This is a genomic window from Membranihabitans maritimus, from assembly GCF_021729145.1.
Lineage (GTDB): Bacteria > Bacteroidota > Bacteroidia > Chitinophagales > Saprospiraceae > Membranihabitans > Membranihabitans maritimus.
Genome location: NZ_JAJSLW010000016.1, coordinates 41,558 through 59,730, shown reverse-complemented (window position 1 = coordinate 59,730; position 18,173 = coordinate 41,558). Strand labels below are relative to the sequence as shown.

The 18,173-nt window shown below is 39.4% G+C and carries 14 protein-coding genes; 5 read left to right on the top strand and 9 right to left on the bottom strand.

The genetic code is table 11. The features are described from left to right. Positions 1–445 precede the first annotated feature (445 nt). Positions 446–1,135, bottom strand: a complete 690-nt coding sequence (locus LVD47_RS17420; protein WP_236979224.1) for a response regulator transcription factor — start codon at positions 1,133–1,135, stop codon at positions 446–448. Next, on the bottom strand, positions 1,128–2,390 hold the full coding sequence (locus LVD47_RS17415) for a sensor histidine kinase (protein WP_236979222.1): 1,263 nt from the start codon (positions 2,388–2,390) through the stop codon (positions 1,128–1,130). The genes LVD47_RS17420 and LVD47_RS17415 overlap by 8 nt, the downstream gene beginning before the upstream one ends. A gap of 213 nt (positions 2,391–2,603) precedes the next feature. Here LVD47_RS17415 and LVD47_RS17410 point away from each other — a divergent pair, with 213 nt between their 5' ends. Continuing rightward, positions 2,604–2,981 (top strand): DUF1573 domain-containing protein, encoded by a 378-nt coding sequence (locus LVD47_RS17410; RefSeq protein ID WP_236979220.1) that lies wholly within the window; start codon positions 2,604–2,606, stop codon positions 2,979–2,981. 123 nt (positions 2,982–3,104) lie between these two features. Here LVD47_RS17410 and LVD47_RS17405 read toward each other — a convergent pair whose 3' ends face one another. The 6 genes from LVD47_RS17405 to ubiE all read right to left on the bottom strand — a co-directional run bounded on the left by LVD47_RS17405 (position 3,105) and on the right by ubiE (position 10,765). Continuing rightward, positions 3,105–4,199, bottom strand: a complete 1,095-nt coding sequence (locus LVD47_RS17405; RefSeq protein ID WP_236979218.1) for an amidohydrolase family protein — start codon at positions 4,197–4,199, stop codon at positions 3,105–3,107. A gap of 78 nt (positions 4,200–4,277) precedes the next feature. Beyond that, positions 4,278–5,786, bottom strand: coding sequence for a sulfatase-like hydrolase/transferase (locus LVD47_RS17400; protein WP_236979216.1), 1,509 nt, complete (start codon positions 5,784–5,786; stop codon positions 4,278–4,280). Positions 5,787–5,914: 128 nt separating this feature from the next. Continuing rightward, a complete protein-coding gene (locus LVD47_RS17395; protein WP_236979214.1) occupies positions 5,915–7,309 on the bottom strand; it encodes a sulfatase in 1,395 nt (464 codons plus the stop codon). A 299-nt stretch (positions 7,310–7,608) separates the two neighbouring features. Continuing rightward, positions 7,609–9,153 carry an arylsulfatase gene (locus tag LVD47_RS17390; protein ID WP_236979212.1) on the bottom strand — a complete coding sequence of 515 codons (1,545 nt, stop codon included), beginning with the start codon at positions 9,151–9,153 and terminating at the stop codon, positions 7,609–7,611. A 200-nt stretch (positions 9,154–9,353) separates the two neighbouring features. Beyond that, the gene (porT, locus tag LVD47_RS17385) at positions 9,354–10,034 is read right to left on the bottom strand and encodes a type IX secretion/gliding motility protein PorT/SprT (protein WP_236979210.1); all 681 of its coding nucleotides are present in this window, start codon (positions 10,032–10,034) and stop codon (positions 9,354–9,356) included. Beyond that, positions 10,034–10,765 (bottom strand): bifunctional demethylmenaquinone methyltransferase/2-methoxy-6-polyprenyl-1,4-benzoquinol methylase UbiE, encoded by a 732-nt coding sequence (gene ubiE, locus LVD47_RS17380; RefSeq protein ID WP_236979208.1) that lies wholly within the window; start codon positions 10,763–10,765, stop codon positions 10,034–10,036. The genes porT and ubiE overlap by 1 nt, the downstream gene beginning before the upstream one ends. Before the next feature lie 142 nt (positions 10,766–10,907). Here ubiE and gyrA point away from each other — a divergent pair, with 142 nt between their 5' ends. The 4 genes from gyrA to LVD47_RS17360 all read left to right on the top strand — a co-directional run bounded on the left by gyrA (position 10,908) and on the right by LVD47_RS17360 (position 16,789). Beyond that, positions 10,908–13,406: a DNA gyrase subunit A gene (gene gyrA, locus LVD47_RS17375; protein ID WP_236979206.1), complete on the top strand. Its 2,499-nt coding sequence runs from the start codon at positions 10,908–10,910 to the stop codon at positions 13,404–13,406. 105 nt (positions 13,407–13,511) lie between these two features. Next, positions 13,512–14,840, top strand: coding sequence for a tetratricopeptide repeat protein (locus LVD47_RS17370; RefSeq protein WP_236979204.1), 1,329 nt, complete (start codon positions 13,512–13,514; stop codon positions 14,838–14,840). Between the two features lie 126 nt (positions 14,841–14,966). Next, positions 14,967–15,500 (top strand): TRAP transporter small permease subunit, encoded by a 534-nt coding sequence (locus tag LVD47_RS17365; protein ID WP_236979202.1) that lies wholly within the window; start codon positions 14,967–14,969, stop codon positions 15,498–15,500. Continuing rightward, complete coding sequence (locus tag LVD47_RS17360) at positions 15,500–16,789, top strand: TRAP transporter large permease (protein WP_236979200.1); 1,290 nt, start codon at positions 15,500–15,502, stop codon at positions 16,787–16,789. Before LVD47_RS17365 ends, LVD47_RS17360 begins: the two co-directional genes overlap by 1 nt. Here LVD47_RS17360 and LVD47_RS17355 read toward each other — a convergent pair whose 3' ends face one another. Beyond that, on the bottom strand, positions 16,790–18,163 hold the full coding sequence (locus LVD47_RS17355; protein WP_236979198.1) for an alkaline phosphatase family protein: 1,374 nt from the start codon (positions 18,161–18,163) through the stop codon (positions 16,790–16,792). It abuts the gene before it with no gap. Positions 18,164–18,173: the final 10 nt, after the last annotated feature.

The window sequence follows — 18,173 nt, the reverse complement described above, 5'->3', positions numbered from 1 at the left end:
GTCAGTTCGAAGAATAATTGATTCTGTCATTATTTTTGCTGAAAATGCAATGCCCAAGGCATCTGGCAAAGTCATCCCTATAGGGACTTTGTGGAAATCAATGCCAGAATCGACGATTCAACTTGTTTCCCACCCTGGGTTGGGCACCCAGGGTTAGGAATATTTCGCCCCTTCAGGGGCTCTTACTTACGCTGTCGAACTCACGTTATATTAGTGAATTCCACTACTTATAATTTTATTCTATACGCATGGCACTTGATGTATGAAATCCCGATACCGAATGCTTTCGCGACGGCGTACCACCTGCTAAGTATTCGTATATTTTTTCGATATTAGTCATTTTTCTCTGCCCATTGAACCCCGGTGGATTTGCCAGGACAAGCCAGTCATTTTTTTGCGTTTCGCGGCCAAAACGGGAGGAGTATAAACTGTCTTCTCGAAAAAATTATGTCATTACTTTCAACTTAAATCCCACACTATGAATATTTTCTATAGATATATTAGGGTCTTTCCGTAAGTATTTTCGCAATCGGCTTATAAATACATCGAGACTGCGTCCGAGGAAGTAGTCATCTTCACCCCATACTGCAATCAATATTTCATGTCGTTTGCAAATGTTGTTTTGATTCTCAGTAAGTATCTTTAGTACGTCCGCTTCTTTTTGTGTGAGGTTTTGGTTGAATTCACCATTTTGTAATATCAAGTTGCGGTAATCAAAAATATAACTGCTTATCCGGATACTTGAATCTTGGATCCCTGACCCGTATTTCCGTTTGAGAAATACATTGATCCTAAGGATTAATTCTTCTATACTAAAAGGTTTTACTATATAGTCGTCTGCCCCTAACCTAAGGCCTTTGATCCGGTCTTCAACAAGGGATTTTGCAGAAAGGAAGATAATTGGAAGATTTTTATCCTGGAACCGGATCTTTTCGGCGATGTCAAACCCGTTGATATCTGGCAGCATAATGTCCAGGATGACTAGATCAATTTCTTTTTCTCTGAAGATTTGAAGTGCTTTCTCACCTGTATCGGCATATAGTATTTCATAGTTATTAAGTTCCAGGTTGTCCCTGGTTACAAATCCAAGTGTAATATCGTCTTCTACTAACAGTATTTTTGCTTTTTCAACCATATGGGATTTCAATTTTTACAGTTGTACCTATATCTTTTATACTATTTATCCGGAATTCCCACTTATGTGCTTTGCACACATTAACAACATAGTGGAGTCCGAGTCCGAACCCCTTTACCCTGTGCAAATCCCCCTGGTCAACACGAAAGAATTGTTTTCCGATATTTTCCAGGTCTTTTTGATCGATTCCAATTCCCTTATCTGAAAATTGAAGGACTAAGGTATGGGCTAATGAAAAGATTTGGATATCAACAGCTATTGTACCGATACTATATTTAATAGCGTTGTCTAATATGTTTTTGATTATATTTTTAAAATGAAAAGAATCAGCATAAATGTCTTTGGTTTCTCCACTATTCATGGAAATTTGTTCTTTCCTTAGATTATATCGTTTTATCATTAATTCCCTGATAATGGCAATCTCTGAAATTGCGTTCAGTTTTTCCTTTTTCAAGCGAAAATTAGCAGTTTGAGTTGATGCTATTTCCAATACCCTGTTGACCTGACTGTTTAAGTGTTCACTTTGATCAAGCATAATTTGTACATATTGGCTAAGCCTGGGATCCTTGGAAATAATGTGACTTTTAGATAAGACTTCTGCACTTATTTTCAGGCTACTTAGGGGCGTTTTCATTTCATGCGTCATATTATTTATGAAGGACTTTTGCATTCGGGATAGTTTCCGTTGACTGATTAATTCTTTAAGAGCGTAAAGAATAAAGAAAATTGAGAGTAATAAAATAGAGGATAGGAGAAGTGGTAGCCACCAAACAGAATAAATAAATTTTGTTTTATTAGGGAATCTAACACCAAAGTAATAAATAAAATCATTGTATTTAGGGAGTTGATTTTCTACCTTTTCTCTAGTCTCTGACTCCTTGGTTATATAGTTGCCATATACCATTTGGTCCGTGTAGCAATCATAAATACCATATTCAAAATCTGTAATCAAATTAATGTCTTCAAATTCACGTTTTAAATAGAATTCAAGACTGTTTGCGTCAATAGTTTGGTTCAAGTGTACGATATAGTAGTTCCCGGACATCTGGCTAATGAGATCTGTAGCCGGGAGTTGGGCTCTTGTTAGATTAGAAATATCTTCAGCTACCTTGGTCAATGCAATATGTACTTTTTCTTCAAATGCTCTTTTACCGGAGTCCCAGGCATTTTTTAACCAAAAACCCTGTACTATAACAATACCTGCTATTGCTAGTAAAGCAGGTATAAGAACTGCATATATTTTTTTACCTGACATTCTTAATTGATCCTGGAATATGTGATCGCCTATAATTCAATTAAAGCTATCCCGTAGATTTACAATCATTTTTTAATGAGATCCAAAATAGTCATTATAATAGGTTGAAAATAAGCTATTAACAACTCATTAACAAACATTGAATACCGGTTAACATGCTATCATCATTAGTGTCTATAGATTTGTCGTATTGATTCACAAAAATAAATTATTATGAAAAATCTTGTATTAGCATTACTCCTTTCCTTCTCTGGTGTTTCTTATGGTTTGGCTATGGACTTTGTCGATCCTCCGGTCGAATGGGAATTTACAGAATTTAACTTTGCAGTCATTGAACAGGGCAAACCGGTAGAGGTTATTTTTCGTGTAACCAATGATAATGAAGGCCCCCTGGTTATCAAAAACGTAAAGACTAGTTGCGGATGTACGGCATCTGACTATAGTAAAGAGCCAATTTTGCCGGGAGCTACTTCAGAGATTAAGGCTACCTATAATGCCGCGAAGTTGGGTAAATTCACTAAAACCATACGAGTGTATACCAATCAATCCGATGAGCCTGTCGTGCTTACTATACGGGGAGAGGTAAAATAGTAACTGAAAAGGTGTCGTACCTCAAAAAGTACTCTTGGGGTACGATATTTTTCGAGTTCATGTCAGAGTTTATCACATGACTTCGATCGATTAATAAGTACTTAAGCAGATTTACCATTTTAATTACTCCGGGAACAAACTCTTATCGATATGGGGTATTATTTTCAGGGCGTTTTTATAATACAACTTCTTTAGAACTTCGTCATCAAGGTCCAGTCCGTACATTTTCCAGAATGCATGGTACCTTTTGTAATAAGGGAAATATTCATCATCGGATTCGAGGACGCGAAAATACGTATAATATTCCTCGGGATTCCATGCATCCTTTCCAAACATTACCCGGTCCTGGTATTTGGTAAGGAAGGCTTTTGCGAATCGGGGTTGTCTTCCCAGTTCCGCAATTACCGCCCCTATTTCACTATACATATTGGGAAATTTATCCATTAGTTTTCCCAGCGTAGCCAGGTCATTAGCATACCATCCCAGGTGTGCATTGATGAATGTAGTATTCTTGTGTTTCCTGAAAATGTTGTGTTGTTCATCAATTATGGTTTGCCACGGAGCCGTAGTCGAATCAGAACGTTTTCTGCCAGACCTTAGCTTGAGTTCCAACCATCTTTCGTTTTGGTTATCGTGAGGAGACCAAAAAGGTTTGGGATCTGCAGAGTGTATCAATACAGGAATACCCAATGCTCCGCATTTTTCCCATACTGGAGCTATACGTGGGTCATCGATTTTAACCCGATTACCTTTCGTGTCGGTATTGTCCATTCCCAGGCTTTTATAGACTTTCAGGCCATTGGCTCCCATTTTTACATCTTTTTCTAACTGTGCAACGGCATTTTCTGTCCACCCCGGTTCGTCTATATTGTTGAAATTTATATTGGTAAAAACGATAAATCTATTGGGATAATTGGAATGTACATTTTCAAGGGCTCCCTTGAGGTGTTCCTCAGACCCCCTTCCCCGTCCGGAGAGATTGACCATTACTTTCATATTGAGTTTATCCATTTCTTCAACAAGTTCTCCAAGGTCCATATCCGGCATCCCGAATTGGTGGTTGTGTACATCTATGAACGGGTACCTGGCTTTGGTGATTTCCTCTCCTGGAACTACCAGGGTAGAAGGGGGATCATACTCTTCAAAATCCATTTTTTGTGCGGAAGTAATTAAAGAGGAAATCAAAACACTGCATAAAACAAAAAATGATATTTTCATGATTAAGGGTTGGTATTGATCTAATAAAATGAATTTGATTTTAATGCTTCTATGGGAGACATCCAGATTGTTTTGAGATTATTCCCTGTCGGCTTTTGCTATCTCATTTTCTACATTTAATAATTCTTCCACTTTTTCAGGGTTGGATTCACTCAGGTCTTTACTTTCGCGAAAGTCATCGTCCAGGTTGTATAGTTCTTTTCTATCAGAATCCCGGTTGTGTATTAATTTCCAGGGTCCCTTTCTTACGGCAGTTGCGCCCCTTATTTTCCAATACATTGTTCTTTCGGCAGCACTTTCCGATTTATTTCGAAGGTAAGGCCAGATGTCTATTCCATCGACAGGAATTGCATTTTCATTTTGGTTGGATCGTGTCATTTGAAGTAAGGTAGGTAACCAATCAGCTACATGAATGGGGATGTTCGTTGCTCCAGGTTTGAGTTGTCCTTCCCAATTGACAAATGCAGGGACACGGATTCCCCCTTCATAAAGATTTGTTTTCCAACCGCGCAAGGGAAAATTGTTACCAAGTACATCGTGGGGCTTATCCGCATAAGCTCCGTGATATTCTGAGGTGCTTTGCCAGCTTTTTTGACCACCATTGTCGCTGATGAAGAGAATTATCGTATTTTCCCTTTGTCCGGTTTCTTCCAATGCCGCTATAATTTTTCCAATCCCATCATCCATATGGGTCACACTGGCAGCATACCATTTTCGTGATTCGGATATATTTAAATGATCGTACATTGAGGTCCACTTCTCCGGCTCTTTAAGGGGATAATGCGGAACACTGTAGGCCAGGTAGAGGAAGAATGGAGACTTGTTATTTTCATTGATTACTCTCAGTGCTTCATTGGTGATCAAATCGGTGGCATGACCTTCCTCTGTTAAATATTCGTCATTGCGATGCCATGATTGTCTACTTGTTAATTTGGTCTCGGTTTTATATTCGTGGGTGTATGGGTCGATTTGGCCATCAAAGTATCCATACGATGTTTCGAATCCATATTTTAACGGTGTGTAAGGAGGGGAACCCATATGCCATTTACCAGCAATAGCAGTGCGGTATCCTTCTTGTTGAAATAAAGAGGATATGGTGGGATCACCAACATCGATCACTTCACCATAATCCGGACCTAGGATGCCGTATCTGCTGGGATATTTTCCTGTTAAAAAGCTTACCCGGGTGGGAGTGCAGGTAGGCATTACGTAATGTTGATTCATTTTGATGCCAGTATTTGCCAATTGGTCCAGGTGGGGGGTCAATATTTCCGAACCGTTGTATCCAATATCAGCCCATCCCAAATCATCCGGAATAATCACTATAATATTCGGACCGTTTGAAGTGGTTTCATGCTTTGGATAAGTAGGGTTGGTCCGGGACTTTTTATATTTTGCTTCCGGGCCACCGGAAGTACGTATATTAGGTCTTATTGCCTTTTCAACGGTACCTTTACTTCGGATGGTAGAGGCACTTGCCTTTGAATTACTTTGTTCGGTTTTATTAGATTTCTCCTGGCCTGCCAGCTGTGAAGATGAAATAAAAACGGCAATAAAAATGAAGTAAATGCAATAACGAAAACTCATATCTTTCTATAATAATTCTTATAATAATGTATGAATATAATTAATATTCTATGGATAGGGAATGGTAGAATATCAATATGAGAAAATTTTATGGCTCCTATGGAATTTGAAATCGTTTATTGGTTAATTTACCAATCCGGATTTTGAACCGGGTACTTCCCGTTTGATTCATCGATCAGGTCAAATAATTTTTTCTTCATGTCCATGGTCCTATCCGGAAATCGGGTTGAAAGATTGACGGATTCTTCAGGATCCGAATCAAGATTGTAAAGTTCGGATTTTTCATCTTCATAGGTGTAAATATATTTCCATTCTCCTGATCTCAGGGCAGAACCAGGTTTCCAACCACTACCGTGGTAATGGGGAAAGTGCCAAAAAAGGGTTTTTCTACTTCCATTTTTTGAAAAGTTTTCATCAAAGAGGTTGATCCCATCAAAAGGCAGGGGCGGGGTGTATTGAATTTCCAGACTTGCCAATAAGGTAGGCAGGAGATCCATATGAACAGCGGGTTCATTTCGTATACTTCCCGATTTTTGATCCGGGTCATGGATAACCAGAGGAATTCGTATGCCCCCTTCATATTCCCAACCTTTCCCACCGCGACTGGGGAAAGTACTCGTTGGTATGTCACGCCCGGGATACAATGTAGATAACCCCCCATTATCCGAGGTGAAGATCAATATAGTATTATCCCACAAGTCCAATTCCTTGAGGTTATTGACGATGCGCCCTACATTTTTATCCATTGCAGTGACCATTGATGCATAGTCCAGATTGTTTTGATATAGTAAACTTTCACCCTCTCCCAGAGGAATACGCTTGTCCGGAACTTGTATTTGGTCATATAAGGGACGAAATTCCTTATTCGCCTGTATGGGGGTGTGTACCGTATAAAATGAAAGATACGCCAGAAAAGGTTGGTCGTGATTTTCTGTGATAAAATCAATGGTCTCGGTTGTAAGCCGGTCGGTTAAATATTCGCCTTCGGGTCCATCCGGTAATTTGGGATTTTTATAAGGGGTATAGTAACCACCTGGAGGGGAACCTTTATCAATTCCCCCGATATTAATATCAAATCCCTGATTTTCCGGGGTATAACGCCCATTTCCCAAATGCCATTTTCCTGCAAAAAAGGTCGTATAGCCATTTTCCTTTAGGATTTCGGCCATTGTAACTTCTTCCAGAGGTAGTTGATGAAGGTCCTCAGGTCCCAGAAGCCTTCGGTCTTTGGGGTCGCTTCCCGGGATCCAATCCGAGATGCCAATTCTTATGGGATTTTTTCCGGTAAGTATGGATGCTCTTGATGGAGAGCAAACTGGATGTGCAGCGTATGCCTGATTAAATATTACAGAAGTAGAGGCTAAATCATCTATGTGGGGGGTATGATATAGAGGACTGCCTGCATATGCGAGGTCTTTCCACCCCAGATCATCAACCAGGATAAAAACGACATTTTTTTTATTTTGAGATTGGGCCAAAACGGGTATGACCAAGCCTAATATCATTATAATTATGCAGCGCATGCCTTTACTTTTAAAATGTAAATTAAATAAAAATGTGGAATTGAAAATTATATACCTCTTTTTAATCGACAATACGTTTGCTGAAATCCAGGACTGGGATTCCCATGATGACAGATGAACAAATACCGAATCTCGAATGCTTTCGTTTTGCCGTAGCAATAGATATGCCTTCGTTATAATCTTTAAAATAGACCATTTTCCTCTTCCTATTGAACCCCGATGATCCTGCCGGGACAGCCGTACAAATTTATCGTGTTTTGCGACTCTACCCCTGGGGTAGAACATCTATTACAATTTAATTAGTTTTCCAAATTGTTCATTACTTTTCTATATTTAGTATCCATATTTTTGACCACTTCCGGTAAGGTTGACGCGAGATTCCGGGTCTCGGAAGGATCTTGGGTTATTTTATAAAGTTCCCATTCCCCTCCGTTCATTCTTACGATTTTGTAATCACCGCTTCGAAACATTCTGAATTTATCAAGCCCGGACATGAAATAATCCGGTTCGGTGCGTTGTTCACCTTTGAATACGGGCAGGAGGGAAGTCCCGTGAAGTGGAATGGTTTGATAGTCTTCTATAGTTTTGGGGTACTGAATGTCGAGAATGTCCAAAAAAGTAGGGGCTATATCAACCACATGGCCGGGTTGGTGGGTAATCGTATTGGGGGTGATTTTACCAGGCCAAAAAGCAATGAAAGGAGTGTGACTTCCCCCTTCATGACCACATTGTTTATATTGTCTGTATGGTGTATTTCCCAAGTTAGCCCAGGATGTTCGCAAACTCCAATACGAATCAGCGGGGCCGGGTTGTACATCCGGTATTTTATTGGAATAAAACGGACATGATCCATTGTCCACAAGAAACAGGATCAAAGTATTTTCAAGTGTGCCTGTCTTTTCCAGATGGGAAAGCACTCTTCCTATATTTTGGTCCATTCTATCTATTATGGCAGCAAAAACAGCCATTTCCAGGTCCAGGGAGTCTTTTTGGTTTTCAGAAAGGGAATCCCATTTATAATAATCGGTATAAGACGGTTTTAAAGGTCCGCGAAATTTGTTGTTATTATTTTCGGGAGGGCTCAATTTTGTACCTGGTGGCAACACACCTAATTCTTTCATTTTATTGAATCTTTCATTTCGCAGGAGCTCCCAGCCTTGCCGATACGTATTCCTGTATTTTGCTATATCTTCAGGTCGGGCCTGTAATGGGTAATGGGCCGCGTGATAAGGCAAATACAGGAAGAAAGGATCATCACCTTGAGAAGCTTCATCCAACCATTTCAAAGCATAGTCAGTGATGAAATCCGTTTTATACATAGGAGAAATTTCATGTTCTATCTGGCTGGCGGGAATTTCTACCCCTTCTAAATAAAAAGGTCTTTCGAATTTCCCGGAAGGCGGTAAAAAATATTCGGTAGTAGCCCAAAAATAAAAGGAGTGATCGAAGACATTTTCTGCTTTACAGTAATCGGGGATCCAGGAATCGAAGTGTTCTTTTCCACTCATAATATTGAAATACCCGGCTTGCTTTGTCAGTTGGGCAAGGTGTACGGCACCTTTACCTCCCTGGTACAAACCAGTAAGCAGTGACGACCGGGTTGGGTTGCATTTGGCCATATTATAAAAGGTGGTAAAGCGCATTCCACCAGTTGCCAGTTGGTCTATATTCGGCGTTTCTATTTCACTTCCATAACATCCGATATCTGAAATGCCGATATCATCTGCCATTATGAGGATGATATTAGGTTTTTCTTGGTCCTGACTAAAACAAGGAGAAACCAGAAAGGAAAAAATGAAAGTAAGGACCAACATTTGGCTAAACCGGGTAAGAAATAACTTCATACATCATATTTATTGCGACGGCATTAATATAGTGAATTTATGTGTTTGGAACCAGAGGCCTACAAATAAAAATGTTGATCTATATATAGGGGGCACCTTTGATGGAGAAGGGAAATGGCGTTACTGGAAAAAGGTAAACGTTAGGGAGTGGCTATAAAGAGTATGCTTCTATTACTTTTGTTGACTACTGATACTGTATGTTATCCTTCAAAGTGGAAAGAAAAGGTCAACATCTGTGAAAGTGCTTTTTGCAATAAACTGGCATTATTGCCTGGTACATTATTAATAAGAATATTTGAAATTCCCCTGGTAATCTTGATTTCCGGGGATAAGATAAAATAAGGGAAAAAGAACTGCATGCCGATCCCGCCTTCAAGGGAGTAATCAGATGCGGACACGTTCAGATCAGCAATTTCATTCATAGTCCTCGACTTACTGGAAATATCAAAACTGTATTTGGCCCCTGCAAATACATAAACGCGCATATCCTTATAAGGGTGAGATTTGTAACGAATATGGAAAGGCAATTCACCGTATACATATTCCAGGCTTACCGGATCCTCATTGGCACCTGAGTTTTCCTGGTACATCATTTGCATTTGTCCGAATGAAAATCCGGGTAAAAGTCTGAAATCCCAGTATTCTCCTATTTTGAGGTTTCCGATTACTTTAATATCATATCCTGGACTTTGGTAAGATTCAATCAGGGAGACCCTGTTTTGTCCCTGGAAATTTTCACTGTGTAATAGCTTCAAATTAGACTTATGCAGTCCAAAAGAGATTCCAAAGTAGTATTGTTTGTGCTGTTTATTGCGATAATTATGAAGGCCGTCCTGGGCTTGAATACTTGTAACAGTCAGAAGAGCGCATACCGCTACCATTATTTTTTTCCATAATATATATGACATATTCCCCATGTAAGTTCTTTTAAACCAACGTCGTTAAATCCTATTTCTTGTAAAATCCCTAAAAAATTTTTTCGATCCGGAAAAGCTTGTACTGACTCGTATAAGTATGTATATGCTTTGGGATCTTTGGATCTTAAACGTCCAATTACCGGAAGTATTTTCTGGAAATAAAAATTATATAATTGCTTCAGAGGGAATATATTCGGTTTTGAAAATTCGAGAACAAAAATATGACCACCGGGACGAGTTACCCGATACATTTCTTTGAGGCCTGCTTTCAAATCTTCAAAGTTTCTGACACCAAATGAGGCGGTTGTTATATCAAATGTTGCATCTTCTTCCTTAATATTTTCTGCATCTCCCCATTGCAGGGTTATACGGTCTGAGAATTGCTTTTTATCTACTTTTTTTTGACCGATTTTCAACATATTTTTTGATATGTCGATACCTTTTACTTTTACAGACGGAGATTTTTCAGCCAATGTAATAGCTACATCTGCTGTCCCTGTAGCCATATCCATGATATACTCCGGTTTTTTGGCAAGAATTAGTGCTGTGAGTTTATTTCTCCATGAGACATCAAATCGGGCAGACAATAACCTGTTGAGAAAATCATAACCGCCGGCAATATTGTCGAACATTTTTGTGACTTGTTCTTTTTTTCCAGTATCTTCTGATTTGTATGGAGTTATATTTTTTGCCATAAAATTATTTGATAAACAATCGATAATATGAATGCAGGGCAAAAATAAACAACTTGTTGACAAATCAAACTCAATATATATGTTAGTTACTATATATTTTTAATACATTTGCATCGCTTAATAAAAAATGAATACCATTTAAATGGCGGATTTACAAAGAATTATACCTATAAACATCGAAGATGAGATGAAGTCGGCGTACATTGATTACTCAATGTCCGTTATCGTCTCCAGGGCTTTGCCCGACGTCAGGGACGGTCTGAAACCGGTTCATCGTCGTATTTTGTACGCAATGCAAGACCTGGGACTCTATTACAATAAGTCCCACAGGAAGTCTGCAAGAGTAGTGGGGGAGGTACTGGGTAAGTATCACCCGCATGGAGATTCCTCGGTGTACGAAGCAATGGTGCGAATGGCTCAGGATTGGTCATTGCGATATCCGATGGTAGATGGTCAGGGAAACTTTGGACACATTGATGGCGATGGTCCTGCTGCTATGCGTTATACGGAGGCAAGACTCGCGAGGATTGCAGATGAAATGCTCTCTGATATCAAGAAAGATACGGTTGATTTCGAATTGAATTTTGACGATTCTATCAAAGAGCCCACTGTGTTACCAGCGAGAATTCCTAATCTTCTCGTAAATGGTGCTTCGGGAATTGCTGTGGGGATGGCTACCAATATGTTGCCTCATAACCTCCGCGAAATTATTGATGGTACTATTGCTACCATCAAAGATCCACAGATTGATACGGATGGTCTGATGGAATACATTAAAGCTCCTGATTTCCCGACAGGCGGTATTATTTATGGAGTGGAGGGCGTAAAAGAAGCCTTTGAGACAGGCCGTGGAAGAGTAGTTGTGCGCGGAAAGGCAGAAATTATTGCAGATGCGAAAGGGAGGGAAACCATAATTGTTACCGAAATTCCTTACCAGGTAAGTAAGGCTGGGTTGGTAATCAAGATGAGTGAACTACGACGAGATGAAAAAGTTCCGGGAATATCTGAAATTCGGGATGAATCCGATAGGGAAGGTATTCGAATTGTAATTGAAGTTAAGCGCGATGCCATGGCCCAGGTGGTATTGAGTAAATTATATAAATACAGCCAATTGCAGACTTCTTATGGAGTCAATAATGTAGCGCTGGTCAAAGGAAGGCCACAGACCCTTTCGCTAAAGTCTTTAATTGAGGAATTTATTGAATTCCGAATTGAAGTGATTGTCAGGCGCACGCAATTCGAGTTGAAAAAAGCTGAAGAAAGGGCACATATTGTTGAAGGATTAATTATTGCGGTAGACAATATTGACGAAGTTATTAAGATTATTAGGGGCTCCGGTACGGTAGATGAGGCTCGTAATAGCCTCATGGATCGATTTGATCTTTCGGAGATTCAGGCTAAAGCAATTCTTGAACTTCGCCTTCAAAAATTAACCGGGTTAGAGATTGAGAAGTTGCGGGAAGAATACAATGAACTTATGGAGAAAATCAAGCGCTTCAAGGAAATTCTTGCTAGTGTTGAGATTCAAAAGGACATTGTAGTGGAAGAATTAATGGAAATCCGCGAGAGATACGGAGATGAGAGAAGAACCGAAGTAACCTTTGCCGATGGTGAAATCAGTATCGAGGATATGATACCCAATGAAGAGATGATGGTATCGATTTCTCATCTTGGGTATATCAAACGAACCAAATCGGATCAGTACAAAGTTCAGGGACGGGGTGGAAAAGGATCGAAAGGTTCCAGGACAAGGGATAAAGACTTTGTCGAACATATATTCGTAGCCAATGCACATAACTATCTATTATTGTTTACCGAAATGGGCCGGTGTTATTGGTTGAGGATATACGAAATACCTGAAGGAAGCAGAAATGGTTCCGGAAGGGTGATGCAGAATATTTTGCAAATACCTAAAGAGGATAAAGTAAAGACCTATATTGTCGTAAAAGACCTTACGGATCAGGAATTTTTACAGAATAATTTCGTTATGTTCTGTACTAAGAATGGGTTAATAAAGAAAACTACGCTGGAAGCGTATTCTCGTCCGCGCGTCAACGGGATAAATGCCATTACCATCAATGAAGGGGATTACCTTATTGATGCCAGGTTAACAGATGGAAACAAAGAAGTAATTCTTGCTAACAGGAACGGACGAGCTATCCGGTTTAATGAAAGTAAAGTTCGTTCGATGGGTAGGAATGCGGCAGGAGTAAAAGGAATTACCCTGGATGATAGCGAGGACCAGGTAGTAGGAATGGTTTGTGTAGATCCTGATGATCCTGCCGTTACCATATTAGTTATTTCTGAAAAAGGAAATGGTAAGCGGACAGATGTAGATGAATACAGGATCACAAATCGTGGGGGCAAAGGAGTAAAAACCATGAATATCAGTGAGAAGACGGGTAAGTTGATCGCGATAAAAGCCGTAGTAGATGATGATCATATTGTTATTACCAATAGGTCGGGATTGATGATACGAATGGCATTGAGTGAAATCCGGGTAATGGGTAGGGCAACCCAGGGTGTTCGGGTGATTTCCCTGAATAAAGGAGATGCTATTGCCGATATTACGGTTATAAAACCAGAGGAAGAAGAAGATATCAAAGACCTTGATAACACTGAATATGAAGAAGAGGAATAGGATTAACATTTTTATAATAAACTTTTAACCAAGCCTAAATAATTATTCTTATATTCATTTCGGTCATAAGAATGAAAACTAATCTAAAAAAAAATGATTTTTACAATGAAACGACTATTTATTATTGCGATTTTAGCAGTCTTTGGGCTAACTTCTATTTCAGCCCAGGAAGACATCAGCCCTAAAAAAGCCTTTAGACAAGCGAAGAGGAATTTAAGCGCGCATGAGCTTGATAATGAAAAGGTTGATGAACTAAAAGAAGCTGTTGATTTAATTACTATTGCTGCCCGGGATGAAGAAATGGGAAAAGATGCTGAAGTTTGGGTAGAAATGGGAAATATCTATAGTGCTTTTTTGGAATTGGATTATAAGAATTCTCTAATGGATGAGAATTATCAAAATCAATATTTGCAAGAGGCTAATAAAGCATATATGGCTTATAAAAAGGCCTTTGAACTAGCGGAAAAATCCAGGAATCAAGGAGATGCGTTGGAAGGTATGGCCGGTCTGGTACAATCCATGAGTAATTCTGGAATTACTGTATTACAAAGTGGAGATGCAATGGGAGCATATAACATTTTTAAAAATGTCCTCGACATCGATGCATTGTTGGTTGAAAATGGAATGGATAGCCCATTACAGGGAGATGAAGCCAAAAACAATCAATTGTTTCTGGCCGGATATGCAGCGTTGACAGCGGAGCAATTTGAATTGGCTAAGCCGTATTATATGGAGTTGAAAGAAAATGATTATGATGATCCGTCGCTATACGAAGGATTATATAAAATCAAAGCGCAGGAAGATCAGCAGGAAGCCATGGATATATTGGAAGAAGGAAGGGCTAAATACCCAGACGACCTTTCCCTATTGTATGCAGAAATCAATCACGCGCTTCAGAATAATGAGATTGGTTCCCTTGAGACTAAATTGAAAGAAGCTATTAACAAAGATCCTAAGAATGTTTCCCTCTATTCCACGACAGGTTCAGTTTACGACAGGTTATTTCAGGAAACAATGGATAGTGAGCCAGAAAAAGCTTCCAAGTACTTCGACAGTGCCAAAGTGTATTTTGAGAAAGGACTTGAATTGGATCCCGATAATGTCGATGCTATTTACAGCATTGGTGCATTGTACTACAATAAAGCTGCACAGGGTACCCAGGAATTGCAAAAATTGGCAGATGATTTGAGTTCCGACGGAATGAAAAAGTATGATTCTACCAAGGCCGAAGTAGATAAGATTTTTGATCAGGCTCTTCCGTATTTTCAAAAAGCGGAACGCGTTAATCCGAGTGATCGTAATACGTTAATTGCATTGAAAGAAATTTATGCAAGAAAAAATCAAATGGACGTTTCTGATATATTTGATAAAAGATTGAAAACCATTGAAAGTGGAGGCAAAGTCGAAGAGTCTTATTTTGAAAACAAACAATAATTTTTGATTGGAGCTGGTTTCTCATTAGAATACCTGGCAATGATTAGAATATAAAGTATTAATTACATGAAAAGCCGCAATCTCTTGCGGCTTTTTTTATATTTATACCCATGAAAGACCTGAACCATGATTGATAATCTACTCAAAAGGATATCAAATCTTTATTTGTTTTTTGGTAAAATTACCAGTTTATTAAACGTAGTTCTCGTTTTATTGGTCGTAACCGATGTCTTATTAAGATATTATTTCCTATACTCCCAAGCCTGGTTAACAGAATTGGAATGGCATGTTTTTGCATTGATATTCCTTCTAGGGGCTACCTATACCCTTCAGTATGATAGCCATGTTCGAGTAGATCTTTTTTATAATGGCTTATCAAAAAAGACACAGACCTGGATTAATTTGGTCGGTACTCTTGTTTTTTTACTTCCCTGGTGTTTAATAGTAATTATATCATCGGAAAATTATGCGCATAATTCGTTTCTAATTAATGAAACAAGTGCTGATCCGGGAGGACTTCCCTATAGATTTGTTATAAAGTACGCAATCCTTGTGTCCTATGTTTTTTTATTTTTTTATGGGATAGTATTTATATGCAAAAGTATATTGGTATTGCGGGGAAAAGATATTTCTTTATTTATTGAAACAGAAAGCAAATAATGGAGTGGATAGCGCTATTGATGGTAGCATTAATATTTATTTTGCTGGTATTTGGATTTCCGGTTGCATTTACCCTGGCAGGAGTGTCTACTATTGTGGGTTTGCTTGCTCTCGGCCCTGAATTTTTTAATTTTTTGCCTTCCCGGATCATGGGAATTATGAGTAATTACGTCCTATTGGCCGTTCCATTATTCATCTTTATGGGAATTATGTTGGAAAAATCCGGATTGGCTGCTACGTTACTTGAGACTATGGCGCGGATTTTTGGAAAAATGGGAGGTGGTTTAGGTGTGAGCGTAATAATAGTCGGTACGATGCTAGCGGCTTCTACGGGAATCGTAGGGGCTACTGTTGTCACCATGGGGTTGATCAGCCTGCCTTCGATGATCAAGTCAAATTATAATATCCCCCTCTCTACCGGGATTATTGCTTCCTCGGGTACATTGGGTCAGATTATACCTCCTTCGATAGTTTTGGTTTTATTGGGGAGTGTATTGAATGTAACTGTTGGAGACCTTTTCAAGGCGGCTGTTTTACCGGGTGCGTTCATAGTGCTGTGTTATATTATCTATGTATTGGTTATTGCCAAAGTGAAACCAAATTTAGCTCCGCCGATGGAAGGGAATGAAAGGGAAAAAGTGAGTGTTAAAAAAGTCATAATAGCCCTGTTAATGCCGATTGTCTTGATGGTGATTGTACTAGGGAGTATCTTCAGTGGTATTGCCTCACCCACTGAAGCTGCTGCAGTGGGCGCATTCGGAGCCATTATCCTGACCATTATTGCCGGGAAATTTAGCTGGAAAAGCCTCAGGGAAACCAGTGAACAAACTACCCGACTCACTACCATGGTATTTTTTATCCTTTTGGGGGCCACCACTTTTTCGTTGGTCTTTCGAGGATTACGGGGGGATGATTTTATCCTCCATTTGATCCAGGGAGCGAACCTTACCGAAGTACAGTTAATGGTATTCATTATGCTTATCGTTTTCCTGCTGGGCTTTTTTATTGACTTTGTAGAAATTATTTTTATAATAGTACCTATCATTTTACCAGTCTTGCAAGCGTATGAAATTGACCTTTTGTGGGTGGGTATTTTATTGGCTCTTAATTTGCAAACCTCATTCCTGACTCCCCCTTTTGGGTTTTCACTGTTTTATTTGAAGGGGGTCGCACCACCGGAAGTAAAAACAAAGCATTTATATACTGGGATAACACCTTTTATTATTATTCAGGTAGTCGTGTTGGTCGGGGTGTTTCTCTACCCGGAAATCATACGATTTTTGATTTAGTCATTCGCCATCAAATAGATGATCCCAAATTACAGAATAGACGTCTGTAGCAGATATCATAGGGTTGGTTATCCCTTCTGAAGAAGAGATGACCGGATAGTATTCCGGCGGTACCCCGATGCTTCCATGAGATCCTTTTACTAAGGTGGCGTCTGTAGGTATAACATTCATCCGATAGCGAAATCCTAATTTCTTTCGTAAGAGTTTATATCCGGCTTTTATTTTGACGAATGGGTTTAGGGGATCCATAAACATTTCCACCGGATCATAACCGGGTTTTCGGTGTATATCAACCATATTAGCATAATCAGGTCGTTTTTCTTCTTCCAACCAATAGTAATACGTAAACCAACTATCGGGATTGGCCATAACTACAAAATCCCCGGAACGGTGGTGGTCTATCTTATATTCTTTTTGATTTTCTTTGTTGAGAATTAGTTCAATACCGGTTATCTCCTGTAGAGTCGCTTCTACCGTATCGTAGACCGTATTGTCATTTACATAGATATGTGCTATTTGGTGGTCTGCTACAGCAAAGGCCGCACTGGCCCCCGCATCTAATAATTCATGACCGCTTTCTACCCTTACCGAGATAAGATTATTCTTTCTGAGTATCCTGTTAATGTGGATCGGATTGTTAACCGGGTTGATTCCGTATTCTGATAGGAGTATTATTTTAGTATTCTTCGATTCGTAGTATTCTACAAGGGTTTTTACCAAATGGTCGATATGGTTTAATTCAGGAATAATCTCCCTGGCCCCAGGACCGTATTTCTGGAGGCAATAATCCAGGTGGGGGAGATAAATTAAAGTCAGGTCAGGGTTATTTTTTTCATCTACATACATGGAAGCTTTGGCTATCCACTCAGATGATTTGATATTGGCATTGGGTCCCCAAAAATTGAAAAGGGGAAAAGTGCCAAAGCGGGACTGTAATTCATCTCGTAATGCTGCGGGAAACGTATAGCAGTCGGGGAGTTTTACGCCATCTGCATGATACTGTGGGCGCGGTGTTGCTGAAAATGCCACCTTTGAATACATATTGTACCACCAAAACATTTTGGAGCAGGTGAAATCCGGATCTTTCTTTTTTGCTTCTTCCCATATTTTAGGAGCCGCAACCAGAGTATCCGGTTGTTTCCAGAATTTAATTTCACAATCGTCGCGATCATACCATCCGTTTCCCACAATACCGTGTCCGGATGGTGGCCGTCCGGTAATATAGGTTGACTGGGAGGAAGTTGTTACCGCCGGGAGCTGGGGTTGTATGGCGGATACTTTATTTTTAGCAATAAATTGTTGTAGAAAGGGGGTGTCTTTACCAACAAGGTTCTGACTTAGACCTACAATATCAATTACTACCGTTTTATTCATTTTTCAAGAT

Bases quoted from the DNA above. Each gene is read 5' to 3' on its own strand.
- LVD47_RS17420 (WP_236979224.1), bottom strand. From the start codon at position 1,135: ATGGTTGAAAAAGCAAAAATACTGTTAGTAGAAGACGATATTACACTT.
- LVD47_RS17415 (WP_236979222.1), bottom strand. From the start codon at position 2,390: ATGTCAGGTAAAAAAATATATGCAGTTCTTATACCTGCTTTACTAGCA.
- LVD47_RS17410 (WP_236979220.1), top strand. From the start codon at position 2,604: ATGAAAAATCTTGTATTAGCATTACTCCTTTCCTTCTCTGGTGTTTCT.
- LVD47_RS17405 (WP_236979218.1), bottom strand. From the start codon at position 4,199: ATGAAAATATCATTTTTTGTTTTATGCAGTGTTTTGATTTCCTCTTTA.
- LVD47_RS17400 (WP_236979216.1), bottom strand. From the start codon at position 5,786: ATGAGTTTTCGTTATTGCATTTACTTCATTTTTATTGCCGTTTTTATT.
- LVD47_RS17395 (WP_236979214.1), bottom strand. From the start codon at position 7,309: ATGCGCTGCATAATTATAATGATATTAGGCTTGGTCATACCCGTTTTG.
- LVD47_RS17390 (WP_236979212.1), bottom strand. From the start codon at position 9,153: ATGAAGTTATTTCTTACCCGGTTTAGCCAAATGTTGGTCCTTACTTTC.
- porT (WP_236979210.1), bottom strand. From the start codon at position 10,034: ATGGTAGCGGTATGCGCTCTTCTGACTGTTACAAGTATTCAAGCCCAG.
- ubiE (WP_236979208.1), bottom strand. From the start codon at position 10,765: ATGGCAAAAAATATAACTCCATACAAATCAGAAGATACTGGAAAAAAA.
- gyrA (WP_236979206.1), top strand. From the start codon at position 10,908: ATGGCGGATTTACAAAGAATTATACCTATAAACATCGAAGATGAGATG.
- LVD47_RS17370 (WP_236979204.1), top strand. From the start codon at position 13,512: ATGAAACGACTATTTATTATTGCGATTTTAGCAGTCTTTGGGCTAACT.
- LVD47_RS17365 (WP_236979202.1), top strand. From the start codon at position 14,967: ATGATTGATAATCTACTCAAAAGGATATCAAATCTTTATTTGTTTTTT.
- LVD47_RS17360 (WP_236979200.1), top strand. From the start codon at position 15,500: ATGGAGTGGATAGCGCTATTGATGGTAGCATTAATATTTATTTTGCTG.
- LVD47_RS17355 (WP_236979198.1), bottom strand. From the start codon at position 18,163: ATGAATAAAACGGTAGTAATTGATATTGTAGGTCTAAGTCAGAACCTT.